Below are 20790 nucleotides of genomic sequence, written 5' to 3'. Positions count from 1 at the left end.
TCAATAGGTTGAACATGAATCCTGATACTCCACTGCAGCTGCTGGGTGGCCTTACGGCCCGCGAATTCCTGCGCGACTACTGGCAGAAGAAGCCCCTGTTGGTGCGCCAGGCCTTTCCGGACTTCCAAAGCCCGATCGACCCCGACGAGCTGGCCGGCCTGGCCCTGGAAGAAGAAGTCGAGTCGCGCCTGGTGCTCGAGCACGGCGAACGCCCCTGGGAGTTGCGTCGCGGCCCGTTCGCCGAGGACACCTTCGCCACCCTGCCGGAGCGTGACTGGACCCTGCTGGTGCAGGCGGTCGACCAGTTCGTCCCGGAAGTGGCCGAGCTGCTGGAGCACTTCCGCTTCCTGCCCAGCTGGCGTATCGACGATGTGATGATCAGCTTCGCCGCTCCCGGCGGCAGCGTTGGCCCGCACTTCGACAACTACGACGTGTTCCTGCTCCAGGGCCACGGCAAGCGCAACTGGAAGATCGGCCAGATGTGCGACAGCGACAGCCCGCTGCTGGACCACGCCGACCTGCGCATCCTCGCCGATTTCGAGCAGCAGGACGAATGGACCCTGGAACCCGGCGACATGCTCTACCTACCGCCGCGCCTGGCCCACTACGGCGTGGCCGAAGACGACTGCCTGACCTACTCGGTGGGCTTCCGCGCGCCGAGCGCGGCCGAAGTGCTGACCCACTTCACCGACTTCCTCAGCCAGTTCCTGCCGGACGAAGAGCGCTACAGCGACGCAGACGCAGAGCCTGCCAGCGACCCGCACCAGATCCAGCACGATGCCCTCGAGCGCCTCAAGACCCTGCTGGCCGAGCACATGGGCGATGAACGTCTGCTGCTGACCTGGTTCGGCCAGTTCATGACCGAGCCGCGCTACCCGGAGCTGGTGTCCGGCGAAGAACTGAGCGAGGAAGAGCTGATCGACAGCCTCGAACAAGGCGCGATCCTGGTCCGCAACCCCAGCGCGCGCCTGGCCTGGTCGGAAGTCGACGACAACCTGCTGCTGTTCGCCAGCGGCCAGAGCCGCCTGCTCCCGGGCCACCTGCGCGAGCTGCTGAAACTGATCTGCGCCGCCGACGCACTGCACATCGAAAACCTTGTACAGTGGCTGGAAGACGAAGATGGCCTGACGCTGGTATGCCAGCTGGTCAAACAAGGAAGCCTGGGATTTGCCAATGAATAAGATCAGCGTTCGCCTCGCCGACTGGCACAAAGACAACGCCGATATCCACCGCATCCGCAGCGCGGTGTTCGTCGCCGAGCAACACGTGCCGCCGGAGCTGGAGTTCGACGCCGAAGACCCGAGCGCCGTGCACTTCCTGGCCCTGGAAGGCGACTACCCGATCGGCACCGCACGCCTGCTGCCCGATGGCACCATCGGCCGGGTCTCGGTGCTCAAGGACTGGCGTGGCCTGAAGGTGGGCGATGCACTGATGCGCGCGGTGATCGTCGAGGCGCAGAACCGCGACCTCAAGCAGCAGATGCTCAGTGCCCAGGTGCATGCCACACCGTTCTACGAGCGCCTGGGGTTCCGGGTGGTCAGCGAGGAATTCCTCGAGGCCGGCATTCCCCATGTCGACATGGTGCGCGATTCCCGCGAACTGGCCTGATCCCCCAGGGCCGGCCCTGCCGACCATCGCGACGCAAAGTGCTCCCACAGGGCCCAGCAGAGAACCTGTGGGAGCCGGCTTGCCGGCGATAGGGCCGGCACAGCCCACACAAGACAGTTGCTCCTACAGGCCCCTGCAAGGGCCCCAGTTTCCCGCCCCTCGAAAAACCCGCTTGCAAGAACACTGTACACCCATACAGATAATTCTTGCCTGCCCGCCTCGTTTTGCGCATCCTGACGCCATCGTCACCATGAAGTGTTTCCGGCCATGCGCCTCTTTCTCTGCGAAAAACCCTCCCAGGCCAAGGACATCGCCAAGGTCCTCGGCGCCACCCGCAAGGGCGACGGCTGCTGGCACGGTACCGATGTCTGCGTGACCTGGTGCATCGGCCACCTGCTCGAGACCGCACCACCGGACCGCTACGACGAGCGCTACAAGCGCTGGGTCCTGGCCGACCTGCCGATCATCCCGCAGCAGTGGAAGATGCTGGTCAAGCCCAAGACCGCCAGCCAGTTCAAGGCGGTCAAGCGCCTGCTCGGCGAAGCCCGCGAGCTGGTGATCGCCACCGACGCCGACCGCGAAGGCGAGATGATCGCCCGCGAACTGGTCGAACATTGCCGCTACCGTGGGCCGATCCAGCGCCTGTGGCTGTCGGCGCTGGACGACGCCTCGATCCGCAAGGCCCTGGCACGCCTGCTGCCCGGCCACCAGACCTTCAACCTGTACCACTCGGCCCTGGGCCGCTCCCGCGCCGACTGGCTGATCGGCATGAACATGAGCCGCCTGTTCACCCTGCTCGGCCGCCAGTCCGGCTACCAGGGCGTACTGCCGGTAGGACGGGTGCAGACCCCGACCCTGCGCCTGGTGGTGGACCGCGACCGTAGCATCGCCGACTTCGTGCCAGTCCCCTACTGGGCCATCGACGTGCAGTTGGAGCACGCCGGCAGTGTCTTCAACGCCCAATGGCGCGCCCCGGAGGACGCCTGCGACGACCAGGGCCGCTGCCTCAAGCAGGCCCTGGCACAGCAAGCGGCCGCCGACATCGACGCGGCCGGCAGCGCACGGGTGCTCAAGGTGGCCACCGAGCGCGTGCGCGAAGCGGCCCCCCTGCCCTTCGACCTGGGCACCCTGCAGGAAGTGTGTTCGAAGAAGCTTGGCCTCGGTGCCCAGGAAACCCTCGACATCGCCCAGGCCCTGTACGAAACCCACAAGCTGATCACCTACCCGCGCAGCGACTGCGGCTACCTGCCGCTCAGCCAGCATGGCGAGGCGCCAGCGATCCTCGCCGCCCTGCAGCGCGCCGACGCCAGCCTCGCCCCGTTGCAGCCCCATCTCGAGCCACAACGCCGCTCGCGGGCCTGGAACGACGCCAAGGTCAGCGCCCACCACGGCATCATCCCCACCGCCGCCGCCAGCGACCCTGCGCGCCTGCCACCCAAGTACCGGGCCGTCTATACCCTGGTCCGTGCTCGCTACCTGGCGCAGTTCCTGCCCAACCACGAGTACGACCGCACCCAGGCCGAATTCGACTGCGCCAGCCATGCCTTGCGTGCGGTGGGCAAGCAGATCGTCGAGCCGGGTTGGCGCCGCGCCCTGCCCGAGGCCCTGACACCCGCCAAAGGCCGCGAGGCGCCACCGCCCCAGGTGCTGCCACCCCTGCACGAAGGCCTGGACTGCGCCGTTCACGGCCTGCAACTCAAGGACCTGTGGACCCAGCCCCCCAAGCCGTTCACCGAAGGCGACCTGATCAAGGCGATGAAGAACGTCGCCAAACTGGTGGACGACCCACTGCTCAAGCAGAAGCTCAAGGAAACCACCGGCATCGGCACCGAGGCCACCCGCGCCAGCATCATCCAGGGCCTGATCGAGCGCGGTTACCTGGTCAAGAACGGCAAGGCGCTGAGCGCTACCCCGGCGGCCTTCAGCCTGATCGACGCCGTCCCCCGCGCCATCGCCGACCCAGGCACCACGGCGATCTGGGAACAAGCCCTGGACATGGTGCAGAGCGGTGAGATGAGCCTGGACGAATTCGTCGCCCGGCAATCGGCGTGGATGGGCAAGCTGGTGCAGCGCTGCTCCGGCATGCGCCTGACCATCAATGGCCCGGCGGTACCGGCCGGGGGCAAGGGGGCGCCCTGGAAGAAGAAGCGCAGGAGCGCTGGCAAGGGCAAGGCAGCGGGAAGTTCGGCCAAGGCCGTCAGCGGCAAACCGAGGTCAGGGCGGCGCAAGGCGGCGACCTGAACCGCAGATGCGCCGGCCTGGGTAATCCTGGGGCCGCGTCGATCACAAGTGATGCGGTTTTGCAGGCCCCTGTGGGAGCGGGCTTGCCCGCGAATGGGCCCGTACAGGCACCCAGGCAGTTCAGGTCATTCCCCCAGCCTAGGTCCCGCTCTTCAACCGACTGAACGCCCGGGTCAACTCCCGGTTGAAGGCCTTGCCATTGTCGTTCTTGGTATACAACCGCGCCCGCACCTCGGCCGGCGGGTAGGTCCCCGGCGCATTGCGGATCCCAGGGTCCACCAACTCGTCGGCAGCCGTGATCGCATTGGCGTAGTGGATGGTGTCGGTGATCGGCGCGATCACCTCGGGCCGCATCAGGTAATCGACCAGTTGCCAGGCCGCCTCGGGATGCGGCGCATCCTTGGGCACCACCAACGCATCGAGCCAGATCAGCGTTCCCTCGCTGGGAATGCGGTAGTCCAGGCTGAAGGCCTTGCCAGCCTGCTGCGCCTGCGTCTGGGCGATGGCCACGTTGCCGTTCCACGACATCGCCACGCACGTCTCGCCGTTGGCCAGGTCGTTGATGTTGCGATCGTTGTCGAAATAACGGATATAGGGGCGGATCTTGCGCAGGTGCGCCTCGGCCGCCCGCAGATCCTCCACGCGCTGCTGGTTGATGTCCAGCCCCAGGTAGCGCATCGCCGCGGCGAACACCTCGTTGGGGTCGTTGAGCAGGCTCACCCCACAATCGGCGAATTTCGCCACCACCTGCGGATCGAACAGCATCGCCCAGCTGTCACGCGGTGCATCCGGCAAGCGTGCCGCCACCGCCTCCTGCTGGAAGCCCACCCCCGTGGTGCCCCAGGCATAGGTGCCAGCATAGCGATTGCCCGGATCGAACACCGCCATGTGCTGACGGAACTCCTCGCCGATACCCGCCAGGTGCGGCACCTTGCTCTTGTCCAGCGGTTGCAGGGCACCGCTGGCGATCGCCCGGCTCAGGTGCTGGCCGGCGCTGAGCACCACGTCGTAGCCGCTACGGCCGGTCAGCAGCTTGGTTTCGGCCGTCTCCAGGGAGTCGAAGTGGTCGGCGACCACGCGGATGCCCGTCTGCTTCTCGAAGTTGGCCAAGGTGTCCGGGGCAAGGTACTCGCCCCAGATGTACAGGTTGACGGTCGGCTGTTGTGCGTCGGCTGCCTGGGCCACCGCCACCGTGCAGCCCAGGGCGAGCGCCAGGGTCAGGTTGCGCAGTTTCATGGGCGGCGGCCTCCAGCGTATTGCGGCATGGTGATACAGGCGACGTTGCCACCGCCCAGCAGGATCTCCCGGGAGTGCTCGATACCGAGGATGCGATGGTCGGGGAACAGTTCCGCCAGGGTAGCCTGGGCCACGGCGTCGTTGCGGTCGCCGAACAGCGGCACGACGATGGCCGAGTTGCCCGCGTAGTAATTGATGTACGAGGCGCAGATGCGCGTACCCGCCTGGCGCAGGTGGGTACCGTCGACCTGGTCCAGGCCTGCGGCTTCCTCCGCCGTCCATTCCAGCACCTGCGGCTGCGGCAGCTTATGCACCTTGAGGGCCCGGCCACGGCTGTCGCGGGTGCTGCGCAGGATGTCATAGGCTTGCTGGTAGATCTCCCACTGCGGGTCGTTGCGATCGTCGGTCCATTGCAGCACCACTTCGCCGGGGCGCACGAAACAAGCCAGGTCGTCGACATGGCCGTCGGTCTCGTCGAACTTGCAGCCACGCGGCAGCCAGATCACCTGTTCGGCGCCCAGGTAGTCCTGTAGCCGGCGGGTCACCTCGTCCTTGCCCAGGTGCGCGTTACGGTTGCGGTTGAGCAGGCACTGCTCGGTGGTCAGCAGGCTGCCCTGGCCATCGCTCTGGATACCGCCCAGCTCAGCGATCAGCGGCGCGCGGTAGTGGTCCAGGTTCTCGATCTCGAGGATCTTGCGGGCGATCTGGTCGTCCTTGTCCCAGGGGTAGTAGAGACCACCGTCCAGGCCGCCGTAGGCATTGAACTCGAAGTCCACGCCGCGCACCTCGCCGCTGTCGTCGTTGACCACGAAGCACGGGCCGCTGTCGCGGAACCAGGTGTCGTTGCAGGTCATCTCGACCACCCGTACATGGGCCGGCAGCAGGCGCCGGGCATTGGCGTACTGGGCAGCGGAGGCGCAGACGGTCACCGGCTCGCTGGAGGCGATGGCCGTGACGATCTCGACCCAGACCTTCTGCGCCGGCTTGCCGCCGTTGCGCCAGACATCCGGGCGCTCCGGCCAGCCGAGCCAGCAACCGGCCTTGCGCTCGAATTCGCCAGGCAGGCGGAAACCATCGGCCTTCGGGGTGGTGGTGAGCGAACGTGCCATGGGTCAACCTCGTCATCGGTGAGTGATGACTGCACGCTACGCCGCCGGGCGCCGGGCTTCCAACGATGAAAACTCAGCGATAGTTGAATTGAATTCAGGGCTCGGTGATCTGTTCGATGAACCATTCGATGAATTCGGCCACCGCGCCGCGCTCCAGGCGCAAGCGCTCGCAGACCAGCGCGTACTGCCCCTGGGCCGTCACGCTGGCGTTGAACGGGCGCACCAGGCGGCCGCTCTGCAGGTCGGCCTGGCAGGTCAGGTTGTCGCCCATGGCCACGCCCTGCCCCAGCGCCGCCGCCTCCAGGGCCAGCGCCGCATGGGGGAAGTACAACTGGCGGGTGGGCAAGGCGTCGTCGGCGTGGGTGGCCAGCCAGGTGGTCCAGGTGCGGCCATCCTGGTCGTCGTGCAGCAGACAGTGGCGCACCAGGTCGCGCGGACGCTTGAGCCCGCCCTGGTTGAACAGCCCCGGGCTGCACACCGGGAAGAACTGCAGCAGCGGCAAGGGCCGGACGAAGTGGGTGCTGGCGTCCAGGGCGCTGGTGCCGTAGGTGATGGCGACATCGACCTCCATCGCCGGGGCGCCGGCGTCGATCGGCTGCTCGTGCAGGTGCAGGGTGATGTGCGGGTAGCGGCTGCTGAAGTCGGCCAGCCGGGCCACCAGCCATTTCTGCGCCAGCTCCGCCGTGACCGCCACCCGCAACACCGCCTGGGAAGCCGGATCGCGCAGCTCGTCGCAGGCCTTGCCGATCAGCTCGAAGGCCTGCTGCAGGTGGTGCAGCAGACGCTCGGCCTCGGCACTGGGGCGCACCTGGCGGCCCACCCGCTCGAACAGGGCGACGCCCAGTTGATCCTCCAGTTGGCGGATCTGGTGGCTGACGGCGCTGTCGGTCACGCACAGCTCGGCGGCGGCCCGGCCGAAGTGGCCGTGGCGGGCGGCACACTCGAAGGTGCGCAGGGCGGTCAGGGAAGGCAGGCGGCGCATGAGGGGTTCCCTTCTGGATGGCAGTCGGAGCCGAATCATATCGGGCTATTTCGAGGAGCCGTTAAGTCTTTTGCCGCTGCACCGGCCCCACTGGCGCTGTGAAATTTATCTGCTATTTTTTCATGAAATAAACAACAATAAATTTCACGAGGCCCGCATGTTCAAGCAATCCGCCCAACACGTCGCCAGCTACTACGCCCGGACCTACCCCACGACCATCCCCCTGCGCCCCACCCTGCAAGGCCCTCTGGACACCGACGTGCTGATCGTCGGCGCCGGCTTCAGCGGCCTGCACACCGCGCTGCGCCTGGCCCTGGCCGGCAAGCGCGTGGTCTTGCTGGAAGCCAGTCGGGTGGCCTGGGCGGCGTCCGGGCGCAATGGTGGCCAGGCACTGCTGGGTTGGTCCTGCGACATGCCGCCCCTGGAGAAGGCCCTGGGCCTGGAGCGGGCGCGCCGGCTGTGGGACAGCATGTATTGGGCCGCCGAGGAGATGCGCGAACTGCCCCAGCGTCACGGCTTCGAGGTGGATTACCGGATCGGCAGCCTGTGGACCGCCGTGCTGGCCCGGCGCGTGAAGATGCTCGAACAGGCGCAGCACGAAGCCCGGGAGAAATGGGGCTACGACTGCCTGCGCCTGATCGGCCGCGACGAGCTGCCCGAATGGGTCGACAGCCCACGCTACCAGGCCGCCCTGTACGACCCCAACGGCGCCCACCTCAACCCGCTGAAACTGGCCCAGGGCCTGGCCAGCGCGATCGAGGCGGCAGGCGGGCAAATCTTCGAGCAAAGCCAGGTGCGCGACTACCACGAGAGCGCCAGCGGCTTCGTCGCCCGCACCGACCAGGGCGAAGTGCGCAGCCAGGTACTGGTACTGGCCTGCAACGCCTACATCGACCGCCTCGACCGCACCCTCTCGCGCCGGCTGCTGCCGGTGGGCTCCTACCAAGTGGCCACCGCGCCTCTGGAGGCGGCGCTGGCCCAGTCGCTGCTGCCACGCAACAGCTGCGTGATCGACAACCAGTTCGTCCCCGACTACTTCCGCCTGACTCCAGACCATCGCCTGCTGTTCGGCGGTGGCTGCACCTACCTGGGCGGCATTCCCAAGGACGTGGCCGCTGCCACCCGCCCCTACCTGGAGCGGGTGTTCCCGCAGTTGGCCGGCGTGGCCATCGACTACGCCTGGGGTGGGCACATCGACTGCAGCCTGCACCGCACGCCGGACATCGGCCGCCAGGGCCAACGCTACTGGCTGCAAGGTTTCTCTGGCCATGGTGTGCTGCCGACCCTGGCCGGCGCACGGGCGGTCAGCGACGCGATCCTCGGCGACGACGAGCTGTTGGCGTTGTACGCCGGCATCGACAACGGCCGTTTCCCCGGCGGCGACCTGATGGCCGCGCCGTTGGAGGCCGCGGCCAAGGCCTGGTACAGGTTGCGCGACCATGTCTGAGACGCCCCTGCACACCGACGACGACATCCAGGGCCTGGCGCTGCTGATCCGCGACCTGCGCAAGCACCGCGGCCTGACCTTGGGCGAGCTGGCCGGCCGGGTCAACCGTTCGCTGGGGTTTCTCTCGCAGGTCGAGCGTGGTCTGTCGAGGCCCACCGTGGCCGACCTCACGGCCATCAGCGAAGCCCTGCACGTACCGACCACCTACTTCTACCAACCCAGCAAGCCGCGGGCGCTGGGCTGGGTGACGCGCCCCGGCGAACGACGCACGCTGTACTACGCCCAGGGCGTGACCGACGTCCTGGTCTCGCCCAGCCTCACCGGCAGCTTCGCCATGCTCGAAAGCCACCTGGCGCCCGGCGCCAGCAGCGGCGAGGGCCATCTGGACGACAGCGCCGAACAAGGCGGTTTCATCCTGGAAGGCCAACTGACCCTGTGGCTCGAAGGGCATGACGCCCCCGTCACCCTCGGCCCCAACGACAGCTTCCAGCTCCCGCCGCACAGCCAGTTCCGCTACGCCAACCTGACCGACCAGACGACCCGCGTCCTCTGGGTATTCCGTTGAGAGCACAGCATGACAACGACAACAAGCTTTCCCGACCTGCTCAGCGAAGTTCGCGCCTTCCGCGCCCGCCATCCACAGGTGCGCCATGTGGACCTGATCAGCCTGGACATCCCCGGGCACTTCTATGGCAAGCGCTACCCTGTGGACATGCTCGAGAAGGTCGCCGCCGGCAGCCCCCTGAAACTGCCGCAGAACTGCGTGCTGCTGGGCGTCCAGGGCGGGCTGTTCCCCATCGGCGACTACTGCTTCAATGATGGCGACCCGGACGCCCTGCGGCGCCTGGTGCCGGGTACGCTCAAGCCGGTGACCTGGGAGCGCGAGCCGCTGGGGCAGATGCTGGTCACCTCCGACGGTACCGCCGCGCCCATCGAGTTCGAGCCACGGGAAGTGCTCGCCCGCGTGCTGCAACGCCTCGAACGGCGCGGTATCCGCCCGGTGGTGGCGTTCGAGCTGGAGTTCTACCTGTTCGACCGCGCGCTCAAGGAGGGCCTACCCTGCTTCCCTCGCGACCCGCTCAGCGGCGATGCCGACGACCAGCCCAACATGCATATCGAGCGCCTCTCGCGCTTCTGCGACGTGCTGCGGGACATGGTCGAGACCGCCAACGCGCAAGGCGTGGACGCCAACGTGATCACCGCCGAGCTGGGCCCGGGGCAGTTCGAGATCAACTTCGGCCATTGCGACGACGGCCTGCGCGCCGCCGACTGGGCCGCCCTGTTCTGCCGCAGCACCCGCGGCGTGGCGCTCAAGCATGGGCTGCGCGCCTCGTTCATGAGCAAGCCCTACCTGGACGCGCCCGGCAGCGGCATGCACGTGCACGTCAGCCTCTACGACAACGCCGGCAACAACCTGCTGGCCGCCGACGAGCAGCGCCCGCTGCGCCATGCGGTGGCCGGCTGCCTGGCGCTGCTGCCGCACTGCATGCCGGTGTTCGCCGCCAACCACAATGCTTTTCGCCGCTACGGCGCCATGGTCAATGCCGCCAGCCGCGCCAGCTGGGGCTTCGAAGACCGCGATGCGTGCATCCGCATTCCCGAGTCGGATACGCGCAACCTGCGCATCGAGCACCGCCTGGCGGGGGCCGATGCCAACCCGTACCTGGTGCTGGCGGCGATCCTCTGCGGCATGGAGCATGGGCTGCAGGCCGCGCTGGAACCGATCGCGCCGCTCAACGAGGATCGCGGCAGCGGGATCGATTTTCCCCGGGACATGCTCGGCGCGGTAGCGGCAATGCGCGGGCATCCGGCGGTGAACGAGGGGCTTGGGGAAGAGTTCGTGATGGTGTATTGCGAGAACAAGCGCCAGGATCACCTGGCGTTCATGCACGAGGTCAGTGCGCGGGAGTATCGCTGGTTCCTCTGATGCCCGCTCGCCCCTTTCGCGGCGGTCCGGCGTTACGGCAAGCCCGCGAAAGGGCCGGACACCGCCGGCACATAACCCAAAGGCATGACTGGCAACCCCTCCTCCCGAGGATTACCATGTACGGCCTCTAGCGCGGCCGTTTGCCGCACCCCGCCTCCCAGCCTGCCAAAGCCCCATGCCCTTCGAACTCACCGTAGAACCCCTTACCCTGCTGATCCTCGCCGCAGTCGCCTTCGTCGCCGGTTTCATCGACGCCATCGCCGGCGGTGGCGGCCTGCTCACCACCCCGGCGCTGCTCACCGCCGGCATGCCGCCCCATCTGGTGCTGGGCACCAACAAGCTCAGTTCCACCTTCGGCTCGGCCACGGCCGGCTTCACCTACTACCGACGCAAGTTGTTCCACCCGGCCCAATGGCGCCCGGCGCTGCTGGGGACCCTGGTCGGTGCGTTGCTCGGTGCGGTGGTCGCGCACATCATGCCCGCCGACTGGCTGAACAAGATGCTCCCGGTGATCGTGTTCGCCTGTGGCATCTACCTGCTGTTCGGCGGCACGCCCAAGGCACCGCTGGATGCCGATGTACCGATCAAGAAGACCTGGCAGTTCCCCCAGGGCTTGAGCCTGGGCTTCTACGACGGCGTGGCCGGCCCCGGCACCGGGGCGTTCTGGACGGTGAGCACGCTGCTGCTCTACCCCATCGACTTGGTGCGCGCCAGCGGCGTGGCGCGCAGCATGAACTTCGTCAGCAACATCGCGGCGCTGACGGTGTTCATCCTGTCCGGGCAGGTGGACTATATCGTTGGCCTGGCCATGGGCCTGTCGGTGATGGTCGGTGCTTTTTTTGGCGCACGCACGGCGATCAGCGGGGGCAGCAAGTTCATCCGCCCGGTGTTCATCGCCGTGGTGCTGGCGCTGACCGTGCGCCTGGTATGGCAGCACTGGGTCGGATAGCGCAGTGTTTGCGGAGCGTTGGAGTGCTTCGCGGCATTTGCTACGGACCTAGGCCGGGAATGCCGGCTCCTGCTGGCCCAACCGACGCGCCACATAGAGGTCGATCAGGTAGCGGGCGATGGAACGCCCGGCCGGCAGTGGCGGCAAGTCATGCACGCTGAACCACTTGGCATCCTCGATCTCGTCCGGCTGCATGACGATCTCGCCACTGGCGTACTCGGCATGGAAGCCCAGCATCATCGAGTGCGGGAACGGCCAGCACTGGCTGCCCACGTACTGGATGTTCTTCACCTGCACCGCCACTTCCTCCAGCACTTCGCGCACCAGGCACTGCTCGGCCGACTCGCCCGGCTCGGCAAAGCCCGCCAGGGTGCTGTAGACGCCGGTGACGAAGCGCGGCGAGCGGGCCAGGAGGATTTCGTCGCCGCGGGTGATCAGCACGATCATGCTCGGCGAGATGCGCGGGTAGCTGCGCAGGTCGCAGGCCTGGCAATACATGGCGCGCTCCCAGCGGATCTGCGCCATGGGCTGGCCGCAACTGCCACAGAAGCGGTGTTCGCGGGCCCAGGTACCGATCTGCGCCGCGTAGCCGAGGACCCTGTAGGTGTCGGCGTCGCCCTCCAGCATGAACTGGCGCAGGCCGCGCCAACTGCAGCCCGGCAGGTCGGTGGCGGCGCGCAGCTCGAGGAGGAACACCGGCTGGCCATCGAAGTGGCCGATGCCATGCTCGCAGAGCACGTCCAAGTCCTGGCGCGCCAGCCAGTCACGGGGGAACAGCGCACCGTTGGCGTCCACCAGGAACCCCTGCGGGCTGCGGGCCACGGCCCAGCCTCCGACGATCTGCGGGTCGAGTACTGCGGTAGTCCAGCGTGCTGACATGTTCGGGTTCCTTGCTGGCGCCCGCTGGCCAGGTCAGTCAGCGAACGTCGGTTTCTGTTTGCTCATGTGGGCCGCCACGGCGACCCGCAGGTCCTCGGACTGCAGCATGGCGGCATTCCAGGTGGCGATGTACTCCAGGCCATCGTCGATGCGATGGTCGCGCATGTAGCTGAGCATCTCCTTGGTGCCGGCCACGGCAATGGGGGATTTTCCTGCAATTTCCCTGGCGATGGCAAAGACTGCATCGAGCAGCGCCGCCTGGTCGTCATGGACCCGATTGACCAGGCCGATGCGCAGGGCCTCCTGGGCATCGATCGTGCGTCCGGTGAAGGCCAGTTCGCGCAGCATGCCGTCACCGATGATGCGCGGCAAACGCTGCAAGGTGCCGACATCGGCGGCCATGCCCATGTCGATCTCCTTGATCGAGAACTGCGCGTCCGCGCTGCAATAGCGCATGTCGCAGGCCGACACCAGGTCGATGGCGCCACCGATGCAATAGCCCTGGATCGCCGCCAGCACCGGCTTGCGGCAATTGTCCACGGCATTGAACGACGCCTGCAGGCGCAGGATGGTACGGCGCAACAGGCGGGCGTTGCGGCCGACATCCTTGCCCATCTGGCCCGCCAGCGAGGCCAGCATCATCAGGTCGATGCCCGAGGAGAAGTGCTTGCCAGCGCCGCTGAGCACCACCGCGCGCACCGCATCGGTGTCGTCGATCCACTGGAAGATGGCGACGATCTCCTCCCAGAAGGCCGCGTTCATCGCATTGATCTTCTCCGGGCGGTTGATCTGCACATGGGCAATGTTGTCGGTCAGTTCGACCTTGAACGCGGTGTATTCGGTCACGGGCGGTACTCCAGCGGGGGAAGGGTTCACATCGCCGGACTATAACCCACCCGCAAGGCTGCACATGTGCCAAAAGCGGGACTCCTGGCCCCCATGAATGAACCGCCCCTACCGATCCCCCGCCTTGGGCAACTGCGCCCGCAAGAACGTCATCAACGCCTCGGCCGCAGGCGACAGGCTGCGCCCCTTGCGCGTCAGCATGCCGATCTGGCGCTCCACCTTCGGCTCGGCCAGCGGCAGGAAGGCGAGCTTTTCGTTCTCCAGCGGGAACGCCAGGTACGGCAGCGTGCTGATCCCCACGCCCTCCTCCAGCATCGCGATCAGCGAAATCATGTTGGAGACGAACAACCGGCTGTGCGCCAGCAGGCACTCGGCCTCGGTGCCCTCCAGCAGCCGCGAGGTGCCGTTGCGGATGATCGGCACCCCCTGCAACTGCGACCAGTGCAACGTCCCGCCGCCCTGCACCAGGGGATGGTCGCTGCGGCACACCACCCCCACCTGGTCGTTGAGGATCGGCACGAACTCGACCTGCTCATCGGCCATCCACATGCTGCTGATGACGAAGTCCACCTGCCCCTGGGCCAGCAGTTGCTGCACGCTGTCGGCGCTGCCGTCCTGGATGCTCACCTGCACGTTCGGGTGCTCGGCCACGAAGCGCCCCAGGGGCCCCGGCAGCAGCCGGCTGGCCACCGAAGGCACGGTGGCGATGCTCACCTGGCCGATCTCGTGCCGAGCCAGCAAGGTGGCCTCGCGAGCGATGCGGTCGTGGTGCTCGACCAGGCCACGGAACAACGGCAGGCAATGCTCGCCAAAAGGCGTCAGCTCGACCCGCCCGCCGCCCTTCTCGACCAGCGCCTGGCCCAGCTTCTGCTCCAGCTCGCGCACCGCCAGCGATACCGCCGGCTGGGTGCGGTAGGCCTGGCGGGCGGCAGCGTGGAAGCTCTTGAGCTCCGCGACCCACAGGAAATAGCGCAACTGGGCGATCTTCAGCTCGGGCAACATGGTTAGCGTTCCTTATCGAATCATTTTTTTTATTAATTTTTATTTGCGCCATATTGCTCGCAAGATGAGAGCCAGGCAAACGGAGGCTTCTCAATGTCACTCACTCCCTACAAGAACTACATCGATGGCCAATGGTGCGAAGGCCAGTCCACGCTGGCCAACCACAGCCCTTCGGATACCCGCGACCTGATCGGCCAATACCACCAGGCCAGCGCCGAACAGGCCCGCCAGGCCATCCAGGCCGCCCGCGCCGCGCAACCGCAGTGGGCCGCCAGCGGCCTCGAAGCCCGCCAGCAGGTGCTGATGGCCATCGGCGACGAACTGATCGCCCGCAAGGACGAACTCGGCGAGCTGCTCTCCCGTGAAGAGGGCAAGCCCCTGGCCGAAGGCATTGGCGAGGTCAACCGCAGCGGCCAGTTCTTCCACTACTACGCCGCCGAAGTGCTGCGCCAGATGGGCGAGACCGCCGCTTCCGTGCGCGCCGGTATCGACATCGAGGTGCACCGCGAACCGGTAGGCGTGGTGGGCATCATCACCCCCTGGAACTTCCCCATGGCCACCGCCGCCTGGAAGATCGCCCCGGCCCTGGCCTTCGGCAACGCCGTGGTGTTCAAGCCGGCCAACCTGGTACCGGCCAGCGCCTGGGCGCTGACCGAGATCATCAGCCGCCAGGGCCTGCCCGCCGGCACCTTCAACCTGATCATGGGCAGCGGCGCCAATGTCGGCGAAACCCTGGTGAACTCGCCGGAGATCGACGCCCTGACCTTCACCGGCTCGCTGGAAACCGGCCGCCGCGTCGCGGTCGCCACCGCCGGCAACCTGGTGCGCTGCCAACTGGAGATGGGCAGCAAGAATGCCCTGGTGGTGATGGACGACGCCGACCTCGACCTGGCGGTGGAGTGCGCGCTCAACGGTGCGTTCTTCGGCACGGGACAAAAATGCACGGCCTCCTCGCGGCTGATCGTCTGCGAGGGTATCCACGACCGCTTCGTCGAGGCCCTGCGCCTGCGCATGCGCCAGCTCAAGGTCGGCCACGCCCTGCAGGCCGGCGTGCAGATCGGCCCGGTGGCCGACGCCCGCCAGTTGGAGCAGAACCTGGGCTACCTTCGCCTGGCCCAGGCCGAAGGCGCCACGCTGATCGAAGGCGGCGAACGGCTGCAACTGGAGACCGACGGCTACTACATGCGCCCGGCGCTATTCGTTGACAGCCGCAATGACATGCGCATCAACCGCGAGGAAGTGTTCGGCCCCATCGCCTGCGTGATCCGCGTGGGCGATTTCGAGGACGCCCTGGCCACGCTCAACGACACCCCGTACGGCCTGACCGCCGGCATCGTCACCCAGTCGTTGCGCCACGCCACCGAGTTCCGCCGCCGCGCCCAGACCGGCTGCGTGATGGTCAACCTGCCCACCGCCGGCACCGACTACCACGTGCCCTTCGGCGGCCGCAAAGCCTCCAGCTTCGGCCCGCGCGAACAGGGGCAGTACGCCCGCGACTTCTACACCGTGGTCAAGACCACCTACCTGCGGCCTTGAAGGAGCACGCGCCATGCACGACCTACTGATGATCGACGGCCTGCAGTACTCCAACTGGAGCCCGGAAATATTCCAGCAGATGCAAGCCGGTGGCCTGAGCGCGGTGCACGCCACCATCGCCTACCACGAGAACGCTCGCGAAACCCTCTCGCGCCTCGGCGAGTGGAACCGCCGCTTCGAAACCTGGCCACAGCTGATCCGCCCGGTACGCACGGCCAGCGATATCCGCCTGGCCCACGAAGAAGGCCGGGTGGGGATCTTCTTCGGCTTCCAGAACTGCTCGCCGATCGAGGACGACATCGCCCTGGTGGAGATCTTCCGCCAGCTGGGGGTGTTCGTCATGCAGCTCACCTACAACAACCAGAGCCTGCTGGCCAGTGGTTGCTACGAGCGTGAAGACAACGGCATCAGCCGCTTCGGCCGCCAGGTCATCGCCGAGATGAACCGGGTCGGCATGCTGATCGACATGTCGCACAGCGCCGAACGCAGCACCCTGGAAGCCATCGAGCTGTCGAGCCGGCCGGTGATCGTCTCCCACGCCAACCCGTCGAGCTTCCATGCCGCCAAGCGCAACAAGTCCGATGCGGTGCTGCGCGGTATCGCCGAGTCCGGTGGCCTGCTGGGCTTCAGCACCTACCCCTTCCACCTCAAGGGCGCCTCGGCCTGCAGCCTGGAAAGCTTCTGCGACATGATCGCCAGCACCGCCGACCTGATGGGGGTCGAGCACATCGGCATCGGCACCGACCTGTGCCAGGCGCAACCGCTGTCGGTGCTCGAATGGATGCGCAACGGGCGCTGGAGCAAGGAAAAGGACTACGGCGAAGGCTCGAAGGACAACGCCAACTGGCCGGCACCGCTGCAGTGGTTCCGTGACAGCCGCGACTTCCCCAACATCGCCCAAGGCCTGCGCGCCCGAGGCTTCGCCGAGGACGAGGTGCGCCAGATCATGGGCCTGAACTGGTTGCGCCTGCTGGAAACCGCCACCACGGCGCAGGCCTGAATCTCCCCGCACGGACAGCTTGAACAATAACAACAACGCAGGTTCCGGAGGCTTCATGAAAAACCCAACCACCCTGCCAGCGGACGGCCAGGCCATGCGCCTGCCGCTCGCCCGGGATATCGACTGGCCGCTGTTCTTGATCAGCGGCGGTTTCCTCGCGGCGTTCCTGGTCGCGGCGCTGGTCGACATCGACGCGGTATCGGCACTGGTCGATACCCTGTTCGCCTGGTCGACCAAGGCCTTCGGCCTGTACTGGCAGGTGCTGATGCTGGTGACCTTCGTGGTCAGCCTGGGCATCGGTTTCTCGAAATATGGGCGCGTGCGCCTGGGCGGCGTCGAACAACGCCCGGACATCAGCACCTTCAACTGGATCGCGGTGATCATGTGCGCACTGCTGGCAGGCGGCGGCGCCTTCTGGGCTGCGGCCGAACCGCTGATGCACTTCGCCAGCCCGCCCCCCCTGTTCGCCGGCGTGCAGCCGCACAGCGAGGCGGCGGCCACGGCGGCGCTGGCACAGTCCTTCGTGCACTGGGGCTTCCTCGCCTGGGCGGTGCTCGGCAGCCTGCTGGCGATCGTGCTGATGCACCTGCACTACGACAAGGGCCTGCCGCTGGCGCCCCGCACCCTGCTCTACCCGCTGTTCGGCGAGCGCGCCCTCAGGGGCCCGATCGGCACCCTGGCCGACGCCACCTCGATCATCGCCGTGGTCGCCGGCACCATCGGCCCGATCGGTTTCCTCGGCCTGCAAATCAGCAGCGCCCTGCACGCGGCGTGGGGCCTGCCCAACGACCTGTTCACCCAGTCGCTCACCATCGTCCTGGTGACGCTGATGTACACCGTCTCGTGCCTGGTGGGGCTCAAGGGCATCCGTTTCGTCAGCGAGATCAACGTCTGGCTGATGCTCGGGCTCGCGGTGTTCATGGTGGCGTTCGGCCCCACCCTGTTCATCCTCGGCAGCTTCCCCTCGGCCCTGGCCCTGCACGTGGAGCACTTCCTGCCGATGACCCTGTTCCGTGCCGACCCCAAGTGGCTGGATTGGTGGACGGTGTTCTTCTGGGGCTGGTTCATCGGCTATGCCCCCATGGTCGCGCTGTACGTCGCGCGGATCTCCCGGGGCCGCACCATTCGCGAGATCATCATGACGCTGTCGATCGTTGCCCCGCTGGTGACCATGTTCTGGTTCACCGTGGTCGGCGGCAGCGGCATCGGCCTGGAGCTGCAGACCCCGGGTATCGTCACCGCCCATGGCAGCCAGCCCGAAGACCTGCTGCTGGGCGTGACGCAGAACCTGCCCCTGGGTGGCCTGGTCAGTGCGCTGTTCCTGTTCCTGAGTTTCATCTCGGTGGCCACCAACGGCGACGCCATGGCCTTCACCGTGGCACTGGCGATGTCCAGCAGCGACAAGCCGAAGAAATGGCTGCGCGGTTTCTGGGCCATCGGCATGGGCCTGGCGGCCGTGGTGCTGATCACCATCGGCGCAGGCGGCGTGACGGCCCTGCAGTCCTTCATCGTCATCACCGCGGTGCCGGTGTCGCTGCTGATCCTGCCGGCGCTGTGGGATGCCGTGCGCATCGCCCGGCACATGGCCCACGCACAAGGCCTCTGAACATGATGCATCCAGGAACCCTAACAATGTCCAACACCCTGTTCGCAGCGCACGCGCTGCGCCCCGCCAGCCAGGTCATGGACCTGGCCCGGCTGGGCAGCCACTTCCAGAGCCCCTTGAGCTTCGTGCGCAGCAGCATGCGCCGGATGATGAACCAAGGCTGGCGCATCCAGCGCAGCCGTTTCGACCTCGATGGCGAAGGTTTCGGCACCGTCATCTACCGCATCGACACGCCGAATGCGCACTACCACTGCGTGATCTTCTCGGCCTACCTGCCGCCGGAAAAACGCAGCGACCGGGTGATCGCCGACCAATGGGACGTGAGTTTCGTGCTGCTGGCCGGGGACGTCGACGAGGCGCAACTGGCCGACCTGCAGCGCAACGTACCCCTGCAGGAAGCCGGCCGCTTCGACGCCCGTGTGCTGGTGCTGTCGCGCGCCAACCGCAGCCTGCGCAACTTCGACCGCTTCCTCGCGGCCCTGGCCGAAGGCCAGCAGCCCGACCCGCGGCAACTGGCCGAAGTCGGCTACCTGTATCGCACCACCGCCGTCTATGGCAACGGCAAGTTCGGCATCGCCGACTTCGGCTGCCTGCATGGCAACGAGGACTTCAGCCAGCCCTTCGCGGCACAGATGTTCACCGTGTACCTGCTGCGGCACTTCAGCATCGAACAGATCGAACACATGGCGCGGGCACGCAACCCACGGCGTGCGGTGAGACTGGCCCCGGCGCTGCAACGCTACCTGGGGGTCGGCAACTCCACCGGGCTGGGCATGGCGCCATTTCTGCTCAACCACCCGCAACTGGTCGACCAGTGGGTCTGGGCACGGGAAACCGCTCTGGCCCGGGTGCTCGCGCAAGCAGCCGACCCGGTCCACATGCAGCGTCTGCATGACCTGCTGGCGCGGGCACGCCTGCACCTGCAGCAGAGCCATACCGAAGACCTGCGCCAGCACGCGCGGGACCAGCAGACCCTGGCCGACCTCGCGCCCCTGGCCGAGTGGCTCGATCGCCAGCCCACCGGCAACGACCTCTGGGCACGCCTGCTGGCCTGGAGCGAAGCGCACGCGAGCGTCGGCTGCCAGGAGTTGCTGGTCAGCCTGTTGCTGGAGCTGTACCCCGAGCAGGTGCTACCGCTGGCCGAGCAGATGGGCGTGGTCGAAGGTTGGCGCCTGGACGCACAAATGCCCCTGGCGCACCTGCGCAAGCTGATCGAAAGCCACTACGGCTGGGCGCTGGCCTACGACTTCAGCGATGCCGACGCCGAGCACTTCTTCTGGTACCGCTCCGCAGACAAGGAAGAGCCCCGCCTGGGCATGCGCGTCGAGGAACCGGGCGCCGAGAAGGAAATGCAACTGGGCATCGCCCGCAACATCCAGCAGTGCCACGCCGCACTGGTCGATCACCTGCACGCCCACCCCGATACGCTGACTGCGCACTTTCTGATCGCCCAGCCGGCGTTCAAGGGCACGGTACGCCGCCTGCAGGGCATGGCGCTACGCAGCTATGGCGAGATCCGCGCCAACCTGCTGGCCCGCGACATGCTGCCGATCCACCTGCTGCGCTGCAAACTGGCGTTCTTCGGTGCTGGCAAGTTCGACCCCAAGTCGAGCCGCTGGGTGCGCATCACGCTGTTCCAGGGGGCGCCGCTGGTGAGCGAAATCGGCCAGCCATTCGCAGACGACTGGAACTTTGCGGTCATGCCGGACGGAGATCACTGACCATGCGCGTATCCCTCAACGAAATCCAGGTGATGTGCCGCAAGGCCTTCGAAGGCATGGGTTTTGCCGCCGGCGATTGCGAGGACGCGGCCGACATGGTCGGCTGGCTGCAATTGCAGGGGCTCGATGGCGTCGCGACGCTGGAAAAGGCCTTGGACTACCTGCGCAACGAAGCCGACCAGCCCTTTGCCCTGAGCTATGAAGACAGCGCCCTGCTGGTGATCGATGCTCGTGGCCAGAGTGTGCTGCGCTGCGCCGCGACCGTGGTGGAGCTGGCCCTGGCCAAGGCGCTGCGCACAGGCCAGGCGGTGCTGCGGATCCACCACTGCCACAACCGCCTGCTGTTGCTTGGCTACCTGTGCCGGGCCGCCGAGCTCGGCCTGGAGGTCCAGGCCCGTTGGAGCGATGCCCGTCAGTTGCACATCGCCACCTTCGCCGCGCTCGACAGCCACCCTGACCTGCACGAGCTGCCGTCGACAGCCGAGTGCATCGAACAGAGCATCACCGTCACCTTCAGCCGCCCGGCCAACTGCTCCCAGCGAGTCGCCTGCGCGCAGGCCGCGCTCAACCAAGGCTTCAGCGTCAGCGAGCACACCTGGCAGCGGCTCAAGCAACTGGCCGGGCACATCCTCGTCGAAAGCACCGAAGCCTCGCGCCGGCACGGTGCTGGAGGCGGCAGCGACGCCGATTGACAAGCCCCC

At 67.0% G+C, this 20790-nt stretch carries 18 protein-coding genes; 12 read left to right on the top strand and 6 right to left on the bottom strand.

The annotated features are described in order from the left end of the window. The first annotated feature begins 14 nt into the window (after positions 1 to 14). The 3 genes from ABFA30_RS12225 (at position 15) to ABFA30_RS12215 (ending at position 3849) form a co-directional block, all read left to right on the top strand. Positions 15 to 1181 carry a cupin domain-containing protein gene (locus tag ABFA30_RS12225; RefSeq protein WP_225789179.1) on the top strand — a complete coding sequence of 389 codons (1167 nt, stop codon included), beginning with the start codon at positions 15 to 17 and terminating at the stop codon, positions 1179 to 1181. Continuing rightward, positions 1174 to 1608, top strand: a complete 435-nt coding sequence (locus tag ABFA30_RS12220; protein WP_225789178.1) for a GNAT family N-acetyltransferase — start codon at positions 1174 to 1176, stop codon at positions 1606 to 1608. Before ABFA30_RS12225 ends, ABFA30_RS12220 begins: the two co-directional genes overlap by 8 nt. A gap of 267 nt (positions 1609 to 1875) precedes the next feature. Next, entirely contained in the window at positions 1876 to 3849 is a 1974-nt protein-coding gene (locus ABFA30_RS12215; RefSeq protein ID WP_368815863.1) for a DNA topoisomerase III, read from the top strand. Between the two features lie 138 nt (positions 3850 to 3987). Here ABFA30_RS12215 and ABFA30_RS12210 read toward each other — a convergent pair whose 3' ends face one another. From ABFA30_RS12210 to ABFA30_RS12200, 3 genes are all read right to left on the bottom strand, one after another. Beyond that, positions 3988 to 5085 (bottom strand): extracellular solute-binding protein, encoded by a 1098-nt coding sequence (locus ABFA30_RS12210; protein WP_410045493.1) that lies wholly within the window; start codon positions 5083 to 5085, stop codon positions 3988 to 3990. Then, on the bottom strand, positions 5082 to 6194 hold the full coding sequence (aguA, locus tag ABFA30_RS12205) for an agmatine deiminase (RefSeq protein WP_225789175.1): 1113 nt from the start codon (positions 6192 to 6194) through the stop codon (positions 5082 to 5084). The genes ABFA30_RS12210 and aguA overlap by 4 nt, the downstream gene beginning before the upstream one ends. A gap of 94 nt (positions 6195 to 6288) precedes the next feature. Further along, the gene (locus ABFA30_RS12200; protein ID WP_410045492.1) at positions 6289 to 7176 is read right to left on the bottom strand and encodes a LysR substrate-binding domain-containing protein; all 888 of its coding nucleotides are present in this window, start codon (positions 7174 to 7176) and stop codon (positions 6289 to 6291) included. 157 nt (positions 7177 to 7333) lie between these two features. On the opposite strand from ABFA30_RS12200, the gene ABFA30_RS12195 reads away from it, so the two are divergent. From ABFA30_RS12195 to ABFA30_RS12180, 4 genes are all read left to right on the top strand, one after another. Further along, on the top strand, positions 7334 to 8623 hold the full coding sequence (locus ABFA30_RS12195; protein WP_410045491.1) for an NAD(P)/FAD-dependent oxidoreductase: 1290 nt from the start codon (positions 7334 to 7336) through the stop codon (positions 8621 to 8623). Next, complete coding sequence (locus tag ABFA30_RS12190) at positions 8616 to 9188, top strand: helix-turn-helix domain-containing protein (RefSeq protein ID WP_410045490.1); 573 nt, start codon at positions 8616 to 8618, stop codon at positions 9186 to 9188. Before ABFA30_RS12195 ends, ABFA30_RS12190 begins: the two co-directional genes overlap by 8 nt. 9 nt (positions 9189 to 9197) lie before the next feature. Further along, positions 9198 to 10550 (top strand): glutamine synthetase family protein, encoded by a 1353-nt coding sequence (locus ABFA30_RS12185; protein WP_410045489.1) that lies wholly within the window; start codon positions 9198 to 9200, stop codon positions 10548 to 10550. A 175-nt stretch (positions 10551 to 10725) separates the two neighbouring features. After that, positions 10726 to 11499, top strand: coding sequence for a TSUP family transporter (locus ABFA30_RS12180; protein WP_225789171.1), 774 nt, complete (start codon positions 10726 to 10728; stop codon positions 11497 to 11499). Between the two features lie 48 nt (positions 11500 to 11547). On the opposite strand, the gene nudC is transcribed toward ABFA30_RS12180, so the two are convergent. The 3 genes from nudC to ABFA30_RS12165 form a co-directional block, all read right to left on the bottom strand. After that, positions 11548 to 12378: an NAD(+) diphosphatase gene (gene nudC, locus ABFA30_RS12175; protein ID WP_368815866.1), complete on the bottom strand. Its 831-nt coding sequence runs from the start codon at positions 12376 to 12378 to the stop codon at positions 11548 to 11550. A gap of 33 nt (positions 12379 to 12411) precedes the next feature. Further along, the gene (locus ABFA30_RS12170; protein ID WP_225789169.1) at positions 12412 to 13224 is read right to left on the bottom strand and encodes a crotonase/enoyl-CoA hydratase family protein; all 813 of its coding nucleotides are present in this window, start codon (positions 13222 to 13224) and stop codon (positions 12412 to 12414) included. A gap of 108 nt (positions 13225 to 13332) precedes the next feature. Next, entirely contained in the window at positions 13333 to 14226 is an 894-nt protein-coding gene (locus ABFA30_RS12165; protein ID WP_225789168.1) for a LysR family transcriptional regulator, read from the bottom strand. Positions 14227 to 14319: 93 nt separating this feature from the next. On the opposite strand from ABFA30_RS12165, the gene ABFA30_RS12160 reads away from it, so the two are divergent. From ABFA30_RS12160 to ABFA30_RS12140, 5 genes are read left to right on the top strand one after another with little or no spacing between them, the layout of a single operon-like run. After that, positions 14320 to 15762, top strand: coding sequence for an aldehyde dehydrogenase family protein (locus tag ABFA30_RS12160; protein ID WP_253101544.1), 1443 nt, complete (start codon positions 14320 to 14322; stop codon positions 15760 to 15762). Between the two features lie 13 nt (positions 15763 to 15775). Continuing rightward, complete coding sequence (locus tag ABFA30_RS12155; protein ID WP_253081539.1) at positions 15776 to 16762, top strand: dipeptidase; 987 nt, start codon at positions 15776 to 15778, stop codon at positions 16760 to 16762. Positions 16763 to 16817: 55 nt separating this feature from the next. Next, complete coding sequence (locus ABFA30_RS12150) at positions 16818 to 18368, top strand: BCCT family transporter (protein ID WP_253091042.1); 1551 nt, start codon at positions 16818 to 16820, stop codon at positions 18366 to 18368. A 26-nt stretch (positions 18369 to 18394) separates the two neighbouring features. Next, positions 18395 to 20089, top strand: coding sequence for a hypothetical protein (locus tag ABFA30_RS12145; RefSeq protein ID WP_410045488.1), 1695 nt, complete (start codon positions 18395 to 18397; stop codon positions 20087 to 20089). Between the two features lie 2 nt (positions 20090 to 20091). Next, positions 20092 to 20781, top strand: a complete 690-nt coding sequence (locus tag ABFA30_RS12140; protein ID WP_253168078.1) for a DUF3726 domain-containing protein — start codon at positions 20092 to 20094, stop codon at positions 20779 to 20781. The last annotated feature ends 9 nt before the right edge of the window (positions 20782 to 20790 follow it).

The sequence above is a fragment of the Pseudomonas sp. HLMP genome (genome assembly GCF_046365545.1).
Taxonomy (GTDB): domain Bacteria; phylum Pseudomonadota; class Gammaproteobacteria; order Pseudomonadales; family Pseudomonadaceae; genus Aquipseudomonas; species Aquipseudomonas guariconensis_B.
Note: the sequence above shows the minus strand (reverse complement) of the source record. Positions and strands in the feature narration are given on the sequence as shown.